We start from the raw sequence: 21,469 nt of genomic DNA on the forward strand, positions 1-21,469 counted from the left end.
TCGCCACCATGAAAGCCTCTTCCGGACACCGCCAACGCATCCTTGTGGTGGACGACGACGCCGACATGCTGCGGCTGCTGTCGCTGCGCCTGCAGGGCGCGGGCTACGAAGTCACCGCCGTGACCTCGGCCGAGGCCGCGCTCGCCCAACTGGACATCGACCGGCCCCAGCTCGTGCTGAGCGATGTGCGCCTGCCAGGGCGGGACGGCCTGGCGTTGTTCGACGAGGTCCGGTCGCGCCACCCATCGCTTCCGGTCATCCTGCTGACCGCGCACGGGACGATTCCCGACGCGGTGGAAGCCACGGCGCGAGGCGTGTTCACCTACCTCACCAAGCCCTACGACGCCAAGGACCTGCTGGACAAGATCGCGCAGGCCCTGGCCTTCAGCACCCCGACCGCGCAGACCACCCGGGCCGACGATGCCTGGCGCACGGAGATCATCAGCCGCTCCAACCGCATGGCGGACCTGCTGGCCGAAGCGCACATGGTCGCCCAGTCCGATGCCAGCGTGCTGCTGCTGGGCGACAGCGGCACCGGCAAGGAATTGCTGGCCCGGGCCATCCACCGCGCCAGCCCCCGCGCCAACCGGCCCTTCGTGGCGGTGAACTGCGGCGCCATTCCCGAAGCGCTGCTCGAGTCCGAACTGTTCGGCCACATGAAAGGCGCGTTCACCGACGCCGTGACCAACCACAAGGGCCTGTTCCAGGCAGCCGACGGCGGTACGCTGCTACTCGACGAAATCGGCGATATGCCGCCGGCCCTGCAGGTCAAGCTGCTGCGGGTGCTGCAGGAACGGGCCGTGCGGCCCGTAGGCGCCAGCCAGGCGACGCCGGTGAACGTGCGCATCATCTCGGCCACCCACCGCGACCTGGAGACGGCCATGGCCGCCGCGCAGTTCCGGGAAGACCTGTACTACCGCCTCAACGTCGTGACGCTGACCCTGCCCACGCTGGGTGACCGGCGCGAGGACATCGCGCTGCTGGCCAACCATTTCCTGGACAACCTCGCCCGCAAATACGACAAGCGCCTGTCCGGCTTCTCGCCGGAGGCGCTCAAGGCGCTCACCACCGCGGCCTGGCCAGGCAACGTGCGCCAGCTCTACAACGTGGTGGAACAGGCCTGCGCACTGTCCACGACACCCCTGGTTTCGCTGGGGCTGGTGCAACGCGCGCTGCGCACGCCTTCGGCCCAGGTGCTGAGCTTCGCCGAAGCCCGCCACCGGTTCGAGCGCGAATACCTGGTGGACCTGCTCAAGATGACGGACGGCAACGTGGCCGACGCCGCCCGCCTCGCCCAGCGCAACCGCACGGAGTTCTACCGGCTGCTGCAAAAGCACGCCCTGACCCCCGGCCATTTCAAGGCCGACGCGGGGGGGGCCGAGGATGTCGCCGAAGAGCGACACGATTAAATCGTTGATTTAAAAGGGAATTCGTCTCCCACCCCTCGGACTGGTCGCCGAATCCCGACAGATTCGACCCTTTTCGAGCGGTTTTGCGGCGCTGCACAACCACTTACAGCCCGATTGCGTCATAAGTCTTTGATTTAAAAAGACTTTTTGGAGCTGGCACAGGGTTTGCCCTATAGACCGGCATGACGCAAGAATTTTCTCCTTCCCAAGCCCCGCAGGTGCCCAGTGCCTCTGCGAACCGGACGCCTGTCGCCGCACCGGCCACAGGACAGCAACCGGCACGGGCAAGCCAGGGCGAAGTCTCCGCGCGTCTGGCCCTGTCTTCGGCCTCCGGCGCCTTTGTCGCCGAAAGCCGGACAAGTGCTTCTTCCCCAACGACAACCCAACTCCGCAATGAGGGAACCATGGACCCACATCAATCTTCCCGTGTAGGACGTGTCGGCGCCGTAGCGCATGCACCCGCCGTGGTGGCGAAGCGCGGTGCCAAATACCCCCGTCCCGTGGCCTCCAGCCGCAGCACGATGCGCGAAGAGCGCCATCCCAATTCCGTGACCGCACCGCCCGTGCACCGCGGCTCCATGGCGCCGCTGCCCTGGCGCGGTTTCTGGAACAGCATCGGCACCGCGTTGCTGATGCGCCTGAACGGCCAGCGCAACCGCCCGGCCGAAGGCTCCGAACTGACCGAAACGTGGCAGCAGGCCGCCCAGCAGCGCCGCCTGGTGTTCATGCTGCTGACGGTCGCCAGCAGCGCGCTGGCCACTACCCTGTTCGCCGGCGTCCAGCCCAGCTACGACAGCGCCTGGCTCGAATACGGCCAACTGGCCCTGTTCGCCCTGCTCTCCACCTGGGTCGTCACCGGCTTCCTGACCGGCGTGATGGGCTTTTGGGTCATGCTGCGCGGCGACGCCCACGCGTTGTCGGCCGCCAGCGTGCGCAACCAGCCTTTGAGCCCCGATGCGCGCACCGCGATCATCATGCCGATCTGCAACGAGGACGTGGCCACCGTGTTCGCCGGCCTGCGTGCAACCTGCGAATCCGTGGCTGCCACGGGGCAGGCGAAGACCTTCGACGTGTTCGTGCTGTCCGACAGCTACGACCCCAAGATCGCCGCTGCCGAACGCACCGCCTGGGAAGAGCTGCGCGCCGCCCTGGCCGCCAACGGCAACCAGCCGCAGGTCGAGGTGTATTACCGCCTGCGCACCCGCCGCAGCCACCGCAAGGCCGGCAACGTGGCCGACTTCTGCCGCCGCTGGGGCAAGGACTACCGCTACATGGTCGTGCTCGATGCCGACAGCGTCATGAGCGGCGACTGCATCGTTTCCATGGCCAAGCTGATGGAAGCGTATCCCCGCGCCGGCATCATCCAGACCGCGACCCAAGCCATCGGCCACGTCACCCTGCACGCCCGTGCACAGCAGTTCGCCTCCCGTGTGACGGGCCGGCTGTTCACCCTCGGCATGCAGTTCTGGCAACTCGGCGAGTCCCATTACTGGGGCCACAACGCGATCATCCGCGTCGCACCCTTCATGGAACATTGCGCGCTGGCCCCCATCAAGGGCACTGGCGGCATGAGCGGCGGCATCATGTCGCACGACTTCGTGGAAGCAGCCCTGATGCGCCGCGCCGGCTACCACGTGTGGCTGGTGTCCGACCTGGTCGGCAGCTACGAGCAGCAACCGCCTGATCTGCTGTCCGAACTGCAGCGCGATCGCCGCTGGTGCCAGGGCAACCTGCAAAACGCCCGCCTGATGGCCGAGCCCGGCATCCACCCCGTGCACCGCGCCATGTTCGTGACCGGCGCCATGGCTTACCTGTCCGCGCCCCTGTGGCTGGCTTTCATCACCTTCGGCACGGCCCTGTGGCTGGCCGGTGCGCGGCTGGTGTCCGACTGGAACATCCTGCCCAGCGAACTGATGGCGCTGTGGGCCTGGACGCTGTGCATGCTGTTCCTGCCTCGCGCACTGGGCGTGACGGCCATCCTCATGAAGGGTGAGCAAAAGCAGTACGGCGGCACCGCCAGCCTGCTGAAGAGCGCCGGTCTGGAAAGCGTGCTGGCCATCCTGCAAGCCCCGATCCGCATGCTGGCCCATTCGCTGTTCGTGCTGATCGCCCTCACCGGCCTGAAGCTGGACTGGAAATCGCCTCCCCGCGAAGCCAACGCCGTGCCTTGGAGCGATGCCGTCCGCCAACTGGCCCCCATGACCGGTGTGATCGCCCTGCTGGGTGTGGGCGTGGCGCTGATCGACCCGAGCGCGCTGATCTGGCTGATGCCCGTGGGCCTGCCGCTGGCCCTGTCGATCCCGCTGGTGGTGGTCTCCAGCCAGATCGCCCTGGGACGCGCGGTGCGCGCTCAGCGCCTGCTGCTGATCCCCGAAGAGGCATGGTCGCCACCCGTCCTGCGCCGTGCATGGATGCACGCCACGCAGCTGAAGAACCGCCCCCAGCGTTCTGCAGCCCCGGTGCTGAAGGCGGCCTGAGCGGCAGCAAACTGCCGCCCGATGCTGGTCAGGCACAGTGACGATCGCTGTGCGCCGTCACCGTGCGCACGCCAAAGACCAATGGTCTTTTTGGCCTCCAGCGCATGATCCACTAGGGTGTATAGCTACTAATTTTATAGCAACCCATCAAGACTGGTCATGCCACCGCCACCGCGCCACAGCATGGCGGGGCGCCGGCCGGGTGCCGGTCAGAACGGCAGCTTCGGCATTCCGCCGCCGCCCAGACCCTTCATGCCTCCCATGCGCTTCATCATCTTCATGAGGCCGCCACCCTTCATTTTCTTCATCATCCCCTGCATCTGATCGAACTCGTTGAGCAGGCGGTTGACATCCTGCACATGCACGCCGGACCCGGCGGCGATGCGCTTCTTGCGGGTGGCCTTGATCAGCTCGGGCTTGCGGCGCTCCAGCGGCGTCATGCTCTGGATGATCCCTTCCTTGCGGCGGATGTCCTTCTCCGCCTTGTCCATGTCCACCTGGCCGGCCTTGGCGGTGAACTGGGCGGGCAGCTTGTCCATCAGGCTGGACAGTCCACCCATCTGCTTCATCTGCTGCAGCTGCGACAGGAAGTCGTTCAGATCGAAGCCATCGCCACTCTTGACCTTGGCGGCGAGCTTTTGCGCCGCCTCCATGTCCACGCCCGCGCTCACCTGCTCGACCAGCGCGACGATGTCGCCCATGCCCAGGATGCGGCCGGCATGGCGTTCCGCGTCGAACACCTCCAGGCCGTCGATCTTTTCCGAGACGCCGGCGAACTTGATCGGCGCGCCGGTCACCTGCCGCACCGACAGGGCCGCGCCACCGCGGGAGTCGCCGTCCAGCTTGGTCAGCACGATGCCGGTGAGCGGCAGCGCCTCCTTGAAGGCCCTGGCCGTGTTGATGGCGTCCTGGCCCTGCATGGCGTCGACCACGAACAGCGTCTCGACCGGGTTCAGCACGGCGTGCAGTTCCTTGATCTCGGCCATCAGGGCTTCGTCGATGGCCAGGCGGCCGGCGGTGTCCACCAGCAGCACGTCGAAGTAATGGCGCTTGGCGTAGTCGATGGCGGCGCGCGCGATGTCCAGGGGTTTCTGGTCGGCGGTGCTCGGGAACCACTCGGCGCCGGCCTGCGCGGTCACGGTCTTGAGCTGCTCGATGGCGGCCGGGCGGTACACGTCGCCCGACACGGTCAGCACCTTCTTCTTGCGCTTTTCGATCAGGTGCTTGGCCAGTTTGGCGGTGGTGGTCGTCTTGCCGGCGCCCTGCAGGCCCGCCATCAGGATCACCGCCGGCGGCTGGGCCGCCAGGTTGATGTCGGCGATACCTTCGCCCATGGTGGCGGCCAGTTCGCGGTTCACGATGGACACCAGCGTCTGCCCCGGCTTGAGCGAGCCCAGCACTTCCTGGCCGAGGGCCTTTTCCTTCACGCGGGCGATGAAGTCGCGCACCACGGGCAGGGCCACGTCGGCCTCCAGCAGCGCCATGCGCACTTCGCGCAGCATGTCCTGCACGTTGGATTCGGTGATGCGGGCCTGGCCGCGCATCTCCTTGACGAGTCGCGTGAGTTTTTCGGTAAGGGCGGAGGCCATAGGAGTGTTCCGGAAGTGCCCTTGGCGCCGGGCGGCTGGTGCCGCAGGCAGGTCCGCCGGAGGCGGGCGAAGGGCTAAACTGTGAGACCATGATTTTACCCAGTGCGTCTCCTGTCAGCTGGCTGCTGGCCTTGTCCGCGGCGGTGGCTTACGCGGCCCCTGCCGCAGCCGCCGCACGATTCGGCCCCCAAAGCGGCCGCACCGCGCTCTGGGTCGCCTGGGTGCTGCACGCCGCCGTGCTCGCCTGGGGCCTGCTCGGAAACACCCCGCACTTCGGCTTTGCCCCCGCGCTGTCCATGACGGCGTGGCTCGTTCTCACCGTGTATGCCGTCGAGCGGCAGATGTTTCCCGAGCTCCAGGCCCGGTGGGCGCTGGCGACGCTGGGCGCTGTCGCGGTGCTGCTGGCGCTGCTGTTTCCGGGCCAGCCTTTGCACGTGAACGCGTCGGCCTGGCTACCGCTGCACCTGGCGCTGGGCATTGCTTCGTACGGATTGTTCGCCGCGGCCGTGGTGCACGCCTGGCTCATGACGCGTGCCGAACGCAAGATCCGCCAGGCGGCGGACCCGCACAGCGGCATTCCCCTGCTCACCCTCGAGCGCCTCACGTTCCGCTTCGTGATGGCGGGGTTCGTGCTGCTGACCGCCACGCTCGTCGCCGGCTGGCTCTTCGGCGAAACGCTGTATGGCCGGGCCTGGAATTGGGAGCACAAGACGGTCTTCTCGGTCCTGTCGTGGCTGACCTTCGCGGTGCTGCTGATCGGCAGGGCGCGTTTCGGCTGGCGCGGTCGCAGCGCGGTGCGCGTTCTGTATGCCGGCGCGGGGCTGCTGCTGCTGGCCTATGTGGGTTCCCGGTTCGTGCTCGAAGTGGTGCTGGGGCGCACCGCATGAAGTACCTCGTCCTGCTGGTGGTGCTGGTCATCGCATTCGGCGTGTGGCGCAGCCGCCGGGCCGTGCCCCCGCAGACGGCGGCCCGCCCTGCCCTGCCGCAGGCCATGGTGTCCTGCGCGCGGTGCGGTGTGCACATTCCCCGGTCCGAGGCATTGACCGACGGCGGCCCGAGCTACTGCAGCCCCGAGCACCAGCGCCAAGGGCCGGCGTGAAAAGCCCGCACCCATGCCAGCCCTGAAGCGCGCCAGCGCCCTGCGGTCCGCCGACGCGCCGTTCGCCCGGCTGTGGGGCAGCTTCCTGTCGGGCCGCATCATGGTGGCGGCCGCCTTGCTGCTGCTGCAGGGCCTGGGCGTGGCGCTGAACCAGTCGTACGAACCGCTCCTGCTGGGCATCTGCGCCGGCTACCTAGTGGCCACCGTGCTGCTGCTGGTGCTGGCGGGCCATTCGCCGCCCGGTCCGCATTCATGGCTGCAATGGGTGTGTTCGATCGGTGTGGACCTGGCCTTGATCAGCACCTTGCAGGTGCTGCATGTGGGCTCGATGAACTTCACGCCGCTGTTCGGCCTGCCCATCCTGATGGCGGGCGTGCTGGGCACCCTCACGCTGGCGCTGGGCACGACCGCCGCCGTGACGCTGCTGCTGCTGGCCTGGGCCTGGTGGCTGGGCGGCAGCGGCGGCTCAGACGCCACGCAGCGCTATTTCCAGACGGCGCTCACCGGCACGGGCTACTTTATCGTCGCCTACCTGGTGCACCAGCTCGCATCCCGCCTGAACCGCGAACAGCAACTGGCACAGGCCAGCCAGATGGCCGCCAAGGTGCAGGAGCAGGTGAGCGCCCTGGTCATCCACAACCTGTCGGACGGGGTGCTGGTGCTGGACCAGCGGGACACCGTGCGCATCGCCAACCCGGCGGCGCTGAGGCTGCTGGGCACCAACGCCCGCCATGCGCTGCCGTTTTCGATGGGCCATTCGTCGCCCTGGAAGCCCCTGCTCGCCATGGCGCGGCAGACCTTCCTGAAAGGCCAGCCGCAGAGCGCCGATGTGGATGTACTGCACCCGGGCCAAAGCCCGCTGGCGCTGCATGTGCGGGCCTGGCTCACTTCGTCGCAGGAGATTGCCCGCGAAACCGGGGGAGAGCATCTGTGCGTGATGTTCCTGCACGACCTGCGCGAAATGGAAGCGCGGCTTCGCACCGAAAAGCTCGCGTCCATGGGCCGCATGTCGGCCGCCGTGGCGCACGAGATCCGCAACCCGCTGGCCGCCATCATGCAAGCCAACGCCCTGCTCGAAGAAGAACTTCATGAGCCGGGCCAGAAGCGGCTGGCCCACATGGTGCAGCAGAACGCCGAGCGGCTGGCGCGCATCGCCGAGGAGGTGCTCGACATCGCCCGGGTGCAGCACCAGATCAGCCACGCGCCGGCCTCGACCATCGTGCTGTGCGACGTGGTCGCCCAGGTCTGGGCCGACTGGCAGGCGCAGGACCCTGGAAAACGCCGGGCCCAGCTGGCACTGCAGGCCGACCGGGTCCCCGTGGAGTTCGACGCCGAGCACCTGCGCCGCGTGATCGTCAATCTGCTCGACAACGCCCTGCGCTACATGGGCCAGGAACCCGATTCGCTCTATGTGGCCACCTATGTGAGCGCCGCAGGCCCCGTGGGGCTTCAGGTGTGGAGCGACGGCGCCCCGCTGGACAAGACGGTCGAGCGCCATCTGTTCGAGCCGTTCTTTTCTTCGGAGAGCCGCTCCAGCGGCCTGGGGCTCTACATTTGCCGCGAGCTGTGCCAGCGGCACGGCGCATCGATCGGCTACCAGCGCCTGACCCGCACCCTGCCGCGGGGCGCCGTCGGCGGCAACGCATTTACCGTGGTTTTCCGCAAGAACGCCCGGCCGCAGGACCCGAACGCCACGCTGTTTGACACAATCGTCGTCTGACCAGCCCGCACCCTTCCATGAACGCCAACGCCGCCACGATCCTCGTCGTCGATGACGAACCTGACCTGCGCACTCTGTATGAGCTGACGCTGCTGCGCGAAGGCTACCGGGTCGAGACGGCGGCCAATCTGCTGGAGGCCCGCCAGCAGTTGCAGGCCCAGCGCTTCGACGCCGTGATCACCGACATGCGCCTGCCGGACGGCTTCGGCATGGAACTGCTGCACGAACTGCGCGACCAGCAGCGGCGCGAACGCTGCGTGGTCATGACGGCTTACGGGTCTGCCGAAAACGCCGTCGAGGCCTTGCGCTCGGGCGCGTTCGATTACCTCACCAAGCCGGTCGACCTGAAGCAGTTCCGCTCGGTCGTCGCTTCGGCGATCCAGGGGACCGGTGGGGTTCCGCCGCCGCGTTCGGCCCGCACCGGACAGTCCCCGCGCGCGCCATCGCAAGAGCCTGGAGGCGCGCCCACCACGCTCTCGCTGGACCGGCTGATCGGTGAGTCGGAAGCCATGCGCAACGTCAAGCAGCGCATCGCCAAGGTCGCACGCAGCATGGCACCGGTGCTCATCCGTGGCGAGTCGGGCACCGGCAAGGAACTGGTGGCCCGCGCACTGCACGCCAGCAGCCAACGGGCCGATGGCCCGCTGGTCGCCGTGAACTGCGGCGCCATTCCGGAGAATCTGCTCGAGGCCGAATTCTTCGGCGCCCGCAAGGGCTCCTACACCGGCGCCACGCAAGACCGCGACGGCTACTTCCAGGCCGCCCGCGGGGGCACACTGTTCCTGGACGAGATCGGCGACCTGCCGATCGCCATGCAATCCAAGCTGCTGCGCGCCATCCAGGAACGCAGCGTGCGCGCGCTGGGGTCCACGGCGGAAGAGACCGTGGACGTGCGCATCGTCAGCGCCACCCACCGCGATCTGGCGGCCGATGTGCAGTCCGGGCGCTTCCGGCAAGACCTGTACTACCGCCTCAACGTCATCGAGGTCGTCATTCCGCCGCTGCGGGAACGCCGCGAAGACCTACCGGCCCTGTGCGCGACGCTGCTGGCGCGCATCGCCCAGGAATCAGGCGCGCCGGTGCCGCCACTCACCCAGAACGCACTCGATCGCATCGCCATGCACCCGCTGACCGGCAACGTGCGCGAGCTGGAAAACCTGCTGCACCGCGCTGTGGCCCTGAGCGACGGGGAAGAACTGCATGTCGAGCCCCCGCACGCCTCGGCCTTCGACGCGGTGCGCTCAGACGCGGCGGCGGCACCGGCCGCATCGCCCGCTTCGGGCACAGAGGCATCCGGCGGCCAGCGCAGCGCCAACCCGGCCGCCTCCGTCGCGCTGCCCAGCGACCTGCAGGCCTGGCTGGACCAGCAAGAGCGCGAGATTCTGGTGCGCGCCCTGCGGGAAACCGGCTTTAACCGTACCGCTACGGCGGCGCGGCTGGGGATCAGCCTGCGGCAGATCCGCTACCGCATCGCCCGCCTGGACATCGCAGCGCCGAACGACAACGACGCCAATGACGACAGCGAGTGAGCCGTCGGCCTGGGACGGCGGCTGGTACCGCGGCGCGACGCGCGAGCCGTCGCCCAACTACGGCCCCCGACCTCCCGATGCGTCCATCGACCTCATCGTGGTGCACTCGATCAGCCTTCCGCCGGGCGAGTACGGCGGGCGGAAGGTGCACCAGTTGTTCACCAACACGCTCGACTGGGACGCACACCCCTACTACGCGGGGATCCGGGGACTGCAGGTGTCGGCCCACTTCTTCATCGAGCGCGACGGACGGCTTTGGCAGTTCGTGGACTGCGACCAACGCGCCTGGCATGCGGGCCCTTCGAGCTACCGGGGCCGCGCCAACTGCAACGACGACTCAATTGGCATCGAACTCGAAGGACTCGAGGGCGAGGCCTTCGCGCCCGCCCAATACGCCACGCTGGCCCGGCTTTGCAGCGATTTGCCGAGTCGCTACCCCATCGCGCATGTGGCGGGCCACGAACACATTGCCCCGGGAAGAAAGCAGGATCCGGGGCCGGGCTTCGACTGGATGCGGCTTCAAGCGCAGCTTCCATGGCCGTCTTCGGCGTTTCCACAAAAGTCAACCCACTCGCCGCCATAATTCAGGGTTTACCCTTCCCTCCAGCGAACCGGCGGCCGAACCGCGACACTCGCCTGCCCACCTTTGATACAGCGCTGATGCGGCCCTTGCAGCGGAAACGCCCTGGGCCCTGCGCCAGTCCTCGTTCCTCGTTCGAAAACCCCGCTCCTTCAGCCTTTGCAGAGCCCTCGAAAGAAGGCTTCCGAGCGACGGAAACAGCATGTTCTGGAACACGCACAAAGGGCGCTGTACACTACCGGTAGTGTCTTGGTACCATCTCACACCCTAGATATAGCGTGTGGGGCCAGCACTCCACCCCCACCATTTTTTCCGCTTCGGCGCAGCCATTCCTGCGCTGAATCCGCTTTTCCGACAGCTCCCAAAGGACCCCTCACATGCAAGCTGCGCTAAACCCTTCATCCACCACGAATGCCCCTGGCCAAACTTCCGCGGCCGCGGACGAATCGCAGGCAGCGCTGCCCGGCAGTGACGTGTTGGCGCACTACCAGATCATTCGCCGCAACGGGGCCGTCGTGCCGTTCGAGCCGCAGAAGATCGCCGTGGCGTTGATGAAGGCGTTTCTCGCAGTGCATGGCACCCAGGGTGCGGCATCGGCCAGCGTGCGCGAAGTGGTGGACACGCTGACCCAGAACGTGGTGCGCGCCCTCATGCGTTCGCGTCCCGGCGGCGGCACGTTCCACATCGAAGATGTGCAAGACCAGGTCGAACTCGGCCTGATGCGCGGCGGCCACCACGAGGTCGCCCGTGCCTACGTGCTGTACCGCGAGCGCCGCTCGCAGGAGCGTGCCCACCAGCAGGACCAGCGCGCACCCGCCGTGCCCACCCTGCATGTGATCGACCACGGCCAGCGCGTGCCCCTTGATGAAGCCCGTCTGCTGGGCCTTATCCAGGCGGCCTGCTCCAACCTGGGCAATGACATCCAGGCCGCACCGATCGTGGCCGAAACCATGCGCAACCTGTACGACGGTGTGCCCATGGACGAGGTGTACAAGGCGTCGATCCTGGCTGCCCGCACCCTGATCGAAAAAGACCCCGACTACACCTACGCCACCGCTCGCCTGCTGCTGCACACCATCGTGCGCGAGGTGCTGGGCCGTGACGTGGCGCCCGGCGAGATGAGCGCCGCGTATGCCAACTACTTCCCCGTATTCATCCAGAAGGGCGTGGACAACGACCTGCTGGACCCCCGCCTGCTCGAGTACGACTTGCAAAAGCTCGGCGCCGCACTGAAGTTCGAGCGCGACCAGCAGTTCGACTACCTGGGCCTGCAGACCCTGTACGACCGCTACTTCCTGCACGTGCGCAAGAGCCGCATCGAACTGCCCCAGGCGTTCTTCATGCGCGTGGCCATGGGCCTGGCGCTCAAGGAAGACAACCGCGAAGCCCGCGCCATCGAGTTCTACGAAGTGCTGTCGTCGTTCGACTTCATGTCCAGCACACCCACGCTGTTCAACAGCGGCACGCTGCGTTCGCAGCTGTCTTCGTGCTACCTGACCACGGTGCCTGACGACCTGGACGGCATCTACGAATCGATCAAGGAAAACGCCCTCCTCTCCAAGTTTGCCGGCGGCCTGGGCAACGACTGGACCCGCGTGCGCGCGCTGGGTTCGCACATCAAGGGCACCAACGGCGAATCGCAAGGCGTGGTCCCGTTCCTCAAGGTGGTGAACGACACGGCCGTGGCCGTGAACCAGGGCGGCAAGCGCAAGGGCGCCGTCTGTACCTACCTCGAAACCTGGCATCTGGACATCGAAGAGTTCCTGGAGCTGCGCAAGAACACCGGCGACGACCGCCGCCGCACGCACGACATGAACACGGCCAACTGGATCCCCGACCTGTTCATGCGCCGCGTGATGGAAAAGGGCACCTGGACCCTGTTCTCGCCTTCCAACGTACCCGACCTGCACGACCTGTTCGGCACCGACTTCGAGAAGGCCTACGTGGCCTATGAAGAGAAGGCCGCCCGTGGCGAGATCAAGCCTTCGCGCACCCTGCAGGCGACCGACCTGTGGCGCAAGATCCTGACCATGCTGTTCGAAACCGGCCACCCCTGGATCACGTTCAAGGATGCCTGCAACGTGCGCTCGCCCCAGCAGCACGCGGGTGTCGTGCACTCGTCCAACCTGTGCACCGAGATCACGCTGAACACCAGTGACACCGAAACCGCCGTGTGCAATCTCGGCTCGGTCAACCTGCTGCGTCACCTGAAGGACGGCCCGAACGGCCGCGAGCTCGACCACGTCAAGCTGCGCAAGACCATCTCCACGGCCATGCGCATGCTCGACAACGTGATCGACATCAACTACTACGCCGTGGAAAAGGCCCGCGCCTCCAACATGCGCCACCGTCCCGTGGGCCTGGGCATCATGGCCTTCCAGGACAGCCTGTACGAACTGCGCATCCCCTACGCGTCGCAAGCCGCCGTCGACTTCGCGGACAAGTCGATGGAAGCCATCTGCTACTACGCCTACTGGGCCTCGACCGAACTGGCGCGCGAACGCGGCCAGTACGAAAGCTACAAGGGCTCGCTGTGGGACCGCGGCATCCTGCCGTTCGACACGCTCGACATGCTGCAAAAGGCCCGTGGCGGCTTCGTGGAAGTCGACCGTTCCTCGTCGCTCGATTGGGATGCGCTGCGCAACAAGATCACGCAGGACGGCATGCGCAACTCCAATTGCGTGGCCATCGCGCCGACGGCGACCATCTCCAACATCGTCGGTGTCGATGCGTCCATCGAACCATCGTTCGGCAACCTGTCGGTCAAGTCCAACCTGTCGGGCGAATTCACCGTCATCAACAGCTACCTGGTGCGTGACCTCAAGCGCCTGGGCCTGTGGGACGACGTGATGGTCATGGATCTCAAGCACTTCAAGGGCTCGCTGCACTCCATCGACCGCGTGCCGCAGGACGTGAAGGCGCTGTATTCCACGGCCTTCGAAGTGGAACCGTCGTGGCTCGTCGAGGCCGCATCGCGCCGCCAGAAGTGGATCGACCAGGCGCAGAGCCTGAACATCTACATGGCCGGCGCATCGGGCAAGAAGCTCGACGACACGTACAAGCTCGCATGGGTGCGCGGTCTCAAGACCACGTATTACCTGCGCACGCAAAGCGCCACGCACGTCGAGATGAGCACCGTGAACACGCGTCAGCTCAACTCCGTTTCGTCGGGCAGTGACGGCGGCGGCGCACACGCCGCAGCCAAGCCCAGCGCGCTCGAAGCCGCTGCGGCCGCAGCGCAGGCACAGGCCGCGGCATTGCCCGCGACCGATGTGAAGTTCTGCGCCATCGACGACCCGACCTGCGAAGCCTGCCAGTGATGCGCACGCCATGCGCGGCACCCTGATCGTTCAGGGTGCCGCGCATGTGCAGTGAAGCAACAAAAACATGGCTGCATCACGCTCCAGCGCTTTTAATTTTGCAGCGCTGCTTTCATAATCCGACCATTGGAAAACCTATGCTGACCTGGGACGAAGAAGTCAAGCCCTCATCGCAGAAACTCTTGGACGGCGGTCTGCAAAACAACCGCCCGGCGGAGCCGCCGTCCGCGCCTTTGCAAGCGCCTGCGACGTCCTCCGAAAGCCTGCCGATCGGTGACGCAGCGGCCTCGTCCGCACAGCCCGCCGCCACCGTGCACCGCCGCGTAAATGCCGCCGACAAGCGCATCATCAACGGACAGACCGACGTCAATCAGCTGGTGCCCTTCAAGTACAAATGGGCGTGGGAAAAGTACCTCGCCACTTGCGCCAACCACTGGATGCCGCAAGAGGTCAACATGACGCGCGACATCGCGTTGTGGAAGGACCCCAACGGCCTGACCGAAGACGAGCGCCGCATCATCAAGCGCAACCTCGGCTTCTTCGTGACCGCCGACTCGCTCGCCGCCAACAACATCGTGCTGGGCACGTACCGGCACATCACCGCACCCGAATGCCGCCAGTTCCTGCTGCGCCAGGCTTTCGAAGAAGCGATCCACACGCACGCCTACCAGTACATCGTCGAGTCGCTCGGCCTCGATGAGAGCGAGATCTTCAACGCGTATAACGAAGTCGCGTCCATCCGCAACAAGGACGAGTTCCTGATCCCCTTCATCGAAGCGATCATGGACCCCAACTTCAAGACCGGCACGCCCGAGACCGACCAGACGCTGCTCAAGTCGCTGATCGTCTTCGCCTGCCTGATGGAAGGCCTCTTCTTCTACGTCGGCTTCACGCAGATCCTGGCGCTGGGCCGGCAGAACAAGATGACCGGCGCGGCCGAGCAATACCAGTACATCCTTCGCGACGAATCGATGCACTGCAACTTCGGCATCGACCTGATCAACCAGCTCAAGCTGGAGAACCCGCACTTGTGGACCGCGGAATTCAAGGAAGAGATCAACGGCCTGTTCATGAAGGCCGTCGAGCTTGAATACCAATACGCCGAAGACACCATGCCGCGTGGCGTGCTGGGCATGAACGCGTCCATGTTCAAGGGCTACCTGCGCTACATCGCCAACCGCCGCGCTACGCAGATCGGCCTGGAGGCGCTGTTCCCCAATGAAGAAAACCCCTTCCCCTGGATGAGCGAGATGATCGACCTCAAGAAGGAGCGCAACTTCTTCGAGACCCGCGTCATCGAGTACCAGTCCGGCGGTGCACTGTCCTGGGATTAGCCTCCCGACACATTCCAGGCCATGCATTTTCATTCCACGCCCCACACCGGCAGCGCTGCAAAGCCCTGCCGTGCGGGGCGTTCCCGTGTTCATGGCGGTGGGATCCCTCCCATCCCCATGGATCGCTCCATGTCCAATGCAGGCGTGGAGTGCTCTTTGCAAATTGACCCAAGGAGAAAATGATGGCAACTGCGAAAAAGACCGCCGCCAAGAAGGCAGCACCCGCGAAGAAAGCCGCCCCCGCCAAAAAGGCAGTGGTAGCGAAGAAGGCCGCCGCACCGGCGAAGAAGGCAGCGCCCGCCAAGAAGGCCGCCGCCCCCGCCAAGAAGGTAACGGCTGCGAAGAAGGCAGCACCGGCCAAGAAGGCTGCGGCTCCAGCGAAGAAGGCAGCGCCCGCCAAGAAGGCCGCCGCCCCCGCCAAGAAGGTAACGGCCGCGAAGAAGGCAGCACCGGCCAAGAAGGCCGCCGCTCCCGCGAAGAAGGCTGCAGCACCTGCCAAGAAAGCCACGGCCGTGAAGAAGTCGTCTGCAGCGCCTGCCAAGAAGGCCGCTGCACCGGCCAAGAAGGCCAGCACAAAGCCAGCGACCGCGACCAAGAAGGTGGCGGCTTCGGCCAAGAAGACGACTGCAGCGCCTGCTGCCAAGAAGCCTGCCGCTGCACCGGCTGCCAAGAAGGCCGCTGCGCCCAAGAAAGCGGCCAAGGCCCCTGCACCTGCGCCTGCTGCGCAGACCACGCTGAACCCCCAGGCCGCCTGGCCCTTCCCCACGGGTGGCAAGCCGTAAGGCAGAGCCTCTCGGGAAGTCCTGCCAACCCGGTGCCCTGCACCGGGTTTTTTTATGCCCGCATGCCTGCGATGCGCATGGCAAAGGGTGCGTGACTCGCCCCGCCCTTTATTCCGGCTGGAAGTCGAGCACGTAGTTCTGCGGCCCGCGCTGTGCGATCTTCAGCGCTCCCATGCGATTGCCCAGTTCCGCGCAGCGCACCAAGGACCAATCCTTTTCCAAGCCGAACAGCAGCGCGCCCCGCCACGCATCGCCGCAGCCGGTGGGATCGACCACCTCGGCAGGTGCGGCGACCGGCACATTGGTGCGTTCACCGTTTTCCCACACGTCGCAGCCCTCGGCACCCAGCGTCACGATGAGGCCCCGCACTTTGCGGGAAATCTCCTGCAGGCTCCAGCCAGTGCGTTCGCACAGCATCCGGCCTTCGTAGTCGTTCACAGTGATCCAGGTGGCCTGCTCGATGAAATGGGCCAGTTCCTCGCCGTTGAACATGGGCAGGCCCTGGCCCGGATCGAACACGAAAGGAATGCCGGCCTCCGCCAGTTGTGCGGCGTGCTGCAGCATCGCGTCGCGTCCGTCGGGCGCGACGATGGCCAGGCGCACATCGGGCTCGGCCGTGATGCGCGTTCGGTGGGCCTGCATCATGGCGCCGGGGTGGAAGGCGGTGATCTGGTTGTTGTCGCGGTCCGTCATGATCATGGCCTGCGCGGTGTACAGGTCATCCACCTGCCCCACATGCCGCGTGTCGATCGCCAGGGAGTTCAGGCGTTCCAGATAGCCCGCGCCGTCGCTGCCCAGCATGGCCATGGGCACCGGGTCACCGCCGAGCAGCTTGAGGCTGTAGGCGATGTTGCCCGCGCAGCCGCCGAAGTCGCGCCGAAGCGAGGGCACCAAGAACGAGACGTTCAGGATGTGCAACTGGTCGGGCAATATCTGCTCGGCGAAGCGGCCCTCGAAAGTCATGATGGTGTCGAACGCCAGGGAACCGCAAATCAAGGCAGCCATAACAGGTCCAGTTAAGAGAGAACAATCAAGGGTAGAACGCAAGAACTCGGTAGCCGGACACGCGCGCGCCTCCCGTCACCACCACCACGGGCAACGTGCCGCTCCACTCGCCGCCGGGTGCGATTTCTCCAGGGGCGCCCAGCTCCTGCGGGCGCAGCACGCGGCGCAGCACGGGACGGTCCTGTGCATCGGTCAGCGTCAACTCCACCGAAGGCATGGCCAGCGCGAACCCAGCGCGGCTTTTGATGGACAACGCCAGTTGGTACGAGTCGCCCCGAGCCTTGTTGAAAGAAGAACTGTCGATCACCACATCGGCGATGCGGCGCGGGGCACCGATGGTGCATTGCAGCGGCACGCACAGGGCTTGAAGAACGGGGCGCACGCCAGGGTATTGCGACGCCAGCCGCTCTCGCTCCTGCACAGCCATCTGTAGCCCGAGCCCGGCGAGCAGCACCATCAGCAGCATCGCCATACTTATCCGCACGACCGGCTTGCGCCAGAAGGCCTTGCGGCGCGCGGCGCGCACGAAATCCGGCTCGTCCTGCGTGGGGGAAGCTGCGGTCTCTTCGTCGTCGTCATCATCCGCATCCGATGGCACATGCGGGCGTCGTGACACATGCCGCGCATCGGCCGACGCAGTCCCCGGACCGGTCACCGTGGGGGCCAGCCCTTCCATTCCGCCACCCGCCTGCGTGGCAATGGCGACGGGATCGGTATCGGCATCGATGGCTTCCAAAGCCATGTCCATCGCCACGGCCTTGGCGATCGCATCGTCGGTCGCTTCTTGGCGAAGACTTCCGTGCGGCTTGCCTTGGGGCGGCTCGTCCGTGTGCACCGACGTTGGCTCGTCGTCGTCCAGATGGTCCGGCCATTCGGAATCGCGCAGTTCGGCGAACGGAAGTTCGTAGCCCGACAGCTCCTGGGCAGGCGGCACCGCGGCAGGGGCCGCCTGCTCATCGTCTCTTGCATCGGCGACAGGCGTTTCGGCCAGTCCATCAAGAGCGGGTTCGTCGTCAGGCGCAGACCCGGGCAGCTCCCAGCCCTGGACAGGACCTGGCGCCACAGACACTGGTTTTGCCGCGTCACGGGCAGCGTCCGAAGCAGCGGGACGGACACGCCAGCCAAGAGGCGACGCAGGCTCCAGGCTCCAATCGGCTGGCGGCTCCATCGTGGGGGATGCAAGCGGCCGCGCAGTCAGAAAGCTGGGCACGGCCGGCGGCTCAGGCACTTCCAAGGGGGCGGGCAGCGTGTCGTCCATCGCCACATGCAGGTCACGCGCTGCCGAAGGCTCGGGCGCGGTTGGCTGCGCAAACGCCGGTGGCGCCTGAGGCGGTGAGGACGTGGAAGGTGACAGCGGCGTGGCAGCGATGCCGCCGCCCCAGGCCCGCTCGGCCACGGCAGGAGGCCGCGCCGCAGGCCGCGGACCGTCGGGAATCGCCATCTCGGGCAGCAGGTCGTGCGAGGCCGCGCGCACCAGATGGGCAGCGGCGTCGAAAACCTCTTTGCACTGCCCGCACCGCACCCATCCGTCGGAGATGCGCAACTGGTCCGCGACGACCTTGAAGGTCGTGCCGCAGGCGGGGCAGCGTGTGATCTGGCTCATCGGCTCGGAATTGTAGGTGCGCGCCACGCCGGCCTGAAGGGCCGCATGGCTTCGCCCATCAACGCGCGGCCACCATCAGGATCCAGCCCTCTTGCGTGTCGGCCACCTGCAGGGACAGCCACGGCGCATAGGCCTCTTTCAGTTCGTCGGCCTGGCGTTCCAGAATGCCGGCCAGCACCAGATGGCCGCCCGCCGCGACATGAGCGCACAGCAGCGGCGCCAGCACCTTGAGCGGGGTCGCAAGAATGTTGGCCAGCACAGTCTGGTAAGTGCCGCCGGCCTGATCGGGCAGGCCCGCTTTCAGCGTGACGCCGTTGGCCTCGGCATTCAGCCGGGTGGACTCCACGGCAGCGGGGTCGATGTCCACGGCATCGATGTCCGTGGCCCCGAACTTGGCCGCTCCGATCGCCAGAATGCCGGAGCCGCAGCCATAGTCGAGCACGCGCCCGAGGGGATTGCCATCGGTTCCGTGCGGGGCCCCGTGCGCGGCGATCCAGCGCAGGCACATCCGCGTGGTCGGGTGGGTGCCCGTGCCGAAGGCCAGGCCCGGGTCGAGCCGGATGCTGCGCTTGGCCTCTTGCGGCAGCTCATGCCAGGTGGGCACGATCCAGAAGTCCGGCGTGATGTCCACAGGCGCGAACTGCGACTGCGTGAGGCGCACCCAGTCCTGGTCCTGCAAAGCGGTGATCCCCAGCACGCGGCAGCCTTCGAAAAAGTCCTGCACTTCCAGCAGCGCGCGCGCCTCCTGGGCCTCGGCTTCGTTCTGGAACAACGCCACCACACGGCTGCGCTGCCAGCCGTCCTTGGGGGGCGGCATGCCGGGCTCGCCGAACAGGGCCTGCTCGGCATCGGTCTGCGCGTCGGCGTCCTCGACGGAAACGCTCAGCGCCTGCAGCGCATCGAGCGCATCGCTCAAAGACTCGACCCGGTCTTCGGGGCACATCAGGCTCAGCTCAAACATCGGGACCTCCGGGAGAAAACGAAAATGCTGGCACCCGTTGCCAGATGCCAGCATGCAAAACCACCACGCGCGGCCAGCTCAGCGCTTGTGCTGCGACAGCCACTCTTCCAGGTAATGGATGTTGGTGCCGCCGGCCACGAACTTGGCGTCCACCATCAGCTCACGGTGCAGCGGCACGTTGGTGTTGATGCCTTCGATCACGGTCTCGGACAGCGCCGTGCGCATGCGCGCCAGGGCCTGCTCACGCGTGTCGCCGTGGACGATGATCTTGCCGATCATCGAGTCGTAGTTGGGGGGCACGTAGTAGTTCGAATAGGCATGCGAGTCCACGCGCACGCCCGGGCCGCCCGGCGCATGCCACATGGTGATGCGGCCTGGCGACGGAATGAACTTGTACGGGTCCTCGGCGTTCACGCGGCACTCGATGGCGTGCCCGCGGATCTCGATCTGGCGCTGCGTGAACGGCAGCTTTTCGCCCGCGGCCACCATGATCTGCGTCTTCACGATATCCACGCCCGTGATCCACTCGGTCACCGGGTGCTCCACCTGCACGCGCGTGTTCATTTCGATGAAGTAGAACTCGCCGTTTTCATACAGGAACTCGAACGTGCCCGCACCGCGGTAGCCGATCTTCTTGCACGCGGCCACGCAGCGCTCGCCGATCTTCTCGATCAGCTTGCGCGGAATGCCGGGCGCCGGCGCCTCTTCGATCACCTTCTGGTGGCGGCGCTGCATCGAGCAGTCGCGCTCGCCCAGGTAGACCGCGTTGCGGTGCTTGTCCGCCAGGATCTGGATTTCGATGTGGCGCGGGTTCTGGAGAAACTTCTCCATGTACACGGCCGGATTGCCGAACGCCGCACCGGCCTCGGCCTTGGTCATCTGCACGGCGTTGATGAGCGCCGCCTCGGTGTGCACCACGCGCATGCCCCGGCCACCGCCGCCGCCGGCGGCCTTGATGATCACCGGGTAGCCGACCGCCTTGGCGATGCGGCGGATCTGGACGGGATCGTCGGGCAGCTCGCCTTCCGAGCCCGGCACGCACGGCACGCCCGCGCGGATCATGGCCTGCTTGGCCGAGACCTTGTCCCCCATGGTGCGGATCGATTCGGGCGTCGGCCCGATGAACTGGAACCCGCTCTTTTCCACGCGCTCGGCGAAGTCGGCGTTCTCGGACAGGAAGCCGTAGCCGGGGTGGATGGCTTCCGCATCGGTGACCTCGGCGGCCGAGATGATCGCCGGCATGTTGAGGTAGGACAGCGGCGACGGCGCTGGGCCGATGCAGACCGCTTCTTCGGCCAGCTTCACGTACTTGGCGTCGCGGTCGGCCTCGGAATACACCATGACGGCCTTGACGCCCAGCTCACGGCAGGCGCGCTGGATGCGCAAGGCGATTTCGCCGCGATTGGCAACGAGGATTTTCTTAAACATAGGCTTCTTCGCGGCTCATCACCCGTGCGCTGCGCACACGAGTGCGGTGGGCTGGCGCGCCTTGCCTGCGGCAAGAACGCCGGAGCCGGCGACGAGGATTTTCTGAAACATGGACTTTCCCTGGCGCCCGGCAATAACGCCGGTGCGCGCGACAAGGACCGGAAGGGGCATGTGCAATTTATTCGATCACGAACAGAGGCTGCCCGTATTCGACGGCCTGGCCGTTTTCACCCAGGATGCGGGTGACGGTGCCGGACTTGTCGGCTTCGATTTCGTTGAGGATCTTCATGGCCTCGATGATGCAGATGGTCTCGCCTTCCTTGACCTGGCTGCCCACCTCGACGAAGGACTTGGCGCCCGGGCTGGACGCACGGTAGAACGTGCCCACCATGGGCGACTTGACGATGTGGCCGGTGGGTGCGGCCGGTGCCGGCAGCTCTGCAACAGGGGCGGCCGCAGCGGCTGGCGCTGCTGCCTGGGCGGGTGCCGCCATATATTGCTGGACGACCGCACCGCCGCTCTTGACGATGCGGACCTTGCCTTCTGCCTCGGTGATCTCGAGTTCTGACACATTCGACTCGGACACGAGGTCGATCAAGGTCTTGAGTTTTCGCAAATCCATGGGAACTCCAA

At 66.3% G+C, this 21,469-nt stretch carries 16 protein-coding genes; 10 read left to right on the top strand and 6 right to left on the bottom strand.

Annotation, left to right across the window (positions count from 1 at the left end; translation table 11 throughout):
- The first annotated feature begins 8 nt into the window (after positions 1-8).
- Positions 9-1,409: a sigma 54-interacting transcriptional regulator gene (locus tag BLT03_RS07195; RefSeq protein WP_092741734.1), complete on the top strand. Its 1,401-nt coding sequence runs from the start codon at positions 9-11 to the stop codon at positions 1,407-1,409.
- Positions 1,410-1,813: 404 nt separating this feature from the next.
- Positions 1,814-3,886 carry a glucans biosynthesis glucosyltransferase MdoH gene (mdoH, locus tag BLT03_RS07200; protein ID WP_092741736.1) on the top strand — a complete coding sequence of 691 codons (2,073 nt, stop codon included), beginning with the start codon at positions 1,814-1,816 and terminating at the stop codon, positions 3,884-3,886.
- A gap of 209 nt (positions 3,887-4,095) precedes the next feature.
- Here the strand turns inward: mdoH and ffh are convergent, their stop codons facing one another.
- On the bottom strand, positions 4,096-5,475 hold the full coding sequence (ffh, locus tag BLT03_RS07205) for a signal recognition particle protein (protein WP_092741738.1): 1,380 nt from the start codon (positions 5,473-5,475) through the stop codon (positions 4,096-4,098).
- Between the two features lie 89 nt (positions 5,476-5,564).
- On the opposite strand from ffh, the gene BLT03_RS07210 reads away from it, so the two are divergent.
- The 8 genes from BLT03_RS07210 to BLT03_RS07245 all read left to right on the top strand — a co-directional run bounded on the left by BLT03_RS07210 (position 5,565) and on the right by BLT03_RS07245 (position 15,839).
- Entirely contained in the window at positions 5,565-6,362 is a 798-nt protein-coding gene (locus BLT03_RS07210) for a cytochrome C assembly family protein (RefSeq protein ID WP_092741740.1), read from the top strand.
- Positions 6,359-6,574 carry a PP0621 family protein gene (locus BLT03_RS07215; protein ID WP_092741742.1) on the top strand — a complete coding sequence of 72 codons (216 nt, stop codon included), beginning with the start codon at positions 6,359-6,361 and terminating at the stop codon, positions 6,572-6,574. Before BLT03_RS07210 ends, BLT03_RS07215 begins: the two co-directional genes overlap by 4 nt.
- A 13-nt stretch (positions 6,575-6,587) precedes the next feature.
- On the top strand, positions 6,588-8,294 hold the full coding sequence (locus BLT03_RS07220; RefSeq protein ID WP_092741744.1) for a two-component system sensor histidine kinase NtrB: 1,707 nt from the start codon (positions 6,588-6,590) through the stop codon (positions 8,292-8,294).
- 17 nt (positions 8,295-8,311) lie between these two features.
- Positions 8,312-9,823 carry a sigma-54-dependent transcriptional regulator gene (locus BLT03_RS07225; RefSeq protein WP_092741746.1) on the top strand — a complete coding sequence of 504 codons (1,512 nt, stop codon included), beginning with the start codon at positions 8,312-8,314 and terminating at the stop codon, positions 9,821-9,823.
- Positions 9,807-10,406 carry a 1,6-anhydro-N-acetylmuramyl-L-alanine amidase AmpD gene (gene ampD, locus BLT03_RS07230; protein WP_092741748.1) on the top strand — a complete coding sequence of 200 codons (600 nt, stop codon included), beginning with the start codon at positions 9,807-9,809 and terminating at the stop codon, positions 10,404-10,406. Before BLT03_RS07225 ends, ampD begins: the two co-directional genes overlap by 17 nt.
- A 374-nt stretch (positions 10,407-10,780) precedes the next feature.
- Positions 10,781-13,723 (top strand): ribonucleoside-diphosphate reductase subunit alpha, encoded by a 2,943-nt coding sequence (locus tag BLT03_RS07235; RefSeq protein ID WP_092741750.1) that lies wholly within the window; start codon positions 10,781-10,783, stop codon positions 13,721-13,723.
- 137 nt (positions 13,724-13,860) lie between these two features.
- The gene (locus BLT03_RS07240) at positions 13,861-15,057 is read left to right on the top strand and encodes a ribonucleotide-diphosphate reductase subunit beta (RefSeq protein WP_092741752.1); all 1,197 of its coding nucleotides are present in this window, start codon (positions 13,861-13,863) and stop codon (positions 15,055-15,057) included.
- A 182-nt stretch (positions 15,058-15,239) separates the two neighbouring features.
- A complete protein-coding gene (locus BLT03_RS07245) occupies positions 15,240-15,839 on the top strand; it encodes a histone (protein WP_092742035.1) in 600 nt (199 codons plus the stop codon).
- A gap of 108 nt (positions 15,840-15,947) precedes the next feature.
- Here the strand turns inward: BLT03_RS07245 and BLT03_RS07250 are convergent, their stop codons facing one another.
- The 5 genes from BLT03_RS07250 to accB all read right to left on the bottom strand — a co-directional run bounded on the left by BLT03_RS07250 (position 15,948) and on the right by accB (position 21,458).
- Positions 15,948-16,844: a carbohydrate kinase family protein gene (locus tag BLT03_RS07250; RefSeq protein WP_092741754.1), complete on the bottom strand. Its 897-nt coding sequence runs from the start codon at positions 16,842-16,844 to the stop codon at positions 15,948-15,950.
- Between the two features lie 25 nt (positions 16,845-16,869).
- The gene (locus BLT03_RS07255; RefSeq protein ID WP_092742037.1) at positions 16,870-18,447 is read right to left on the bottom strand and encodes a DUF3426 domain-containing protein; all 1,578 of its coding nucleotides are present in this window, start codon (positions 18,445-18,447) and stop codon (positions 16,870-16,872) included.
- Between the two features lie 58 nt (positions 18,448-18,505).
- The gene (gene prmA / locus BLT03_RS07260) at positions 18,506-19,408 is read right to left on the bottom strand and encodes a 50S ribosomal protein L11 methyltransferase (protein WP_092741756.1); all 903 of its coding nucleotides are present in this window, start codon (positions 19,406-19,408) and stop codon (positions 18,506-18,508) included.
- A gap of 78 nt (positions 19,409-19,486) precedes the next feature.
- Positions 19,487-20,836: an acetyl-CoA carboxylase biotin carboxylase subunit gene (gene accC / locus BLT03_RS07265; protein ID WP_092741758.1), complete on the bottom strand. Its 1,350-nt coding sequence runs from the start codon at positions 20,834-20,836 to the stop codon at positions 19,487-19,489.
- Positions 20,837-21,014: 178 nt separating this feature from the next.
- Positions 21,015-21,458, bottom strand: coding sequence for an acetyl-CoA carboxylase biotin carboxyl carrier protein (gene accB, locus BLT03_RS07270; RefSeq protein WP_092741760.1), 444 nt, complete (start codon positions 21,456-21,458; stop codon positions 21,015-21,017).
- Positions 21,459-21,469 lie beyond the last annotated feature (11 nt).

Source organism: Paracidovorax valerianellae (assembly GCF_900102625.1).
GTDB classification, from domain to species: domain Bacteria; phylum Pseudomonadota; class Gammaproteobacteria; order Burkholderiales; family Burkholderiaceae_C; genus Paracidovorax; species Paracidovorax valerianellae.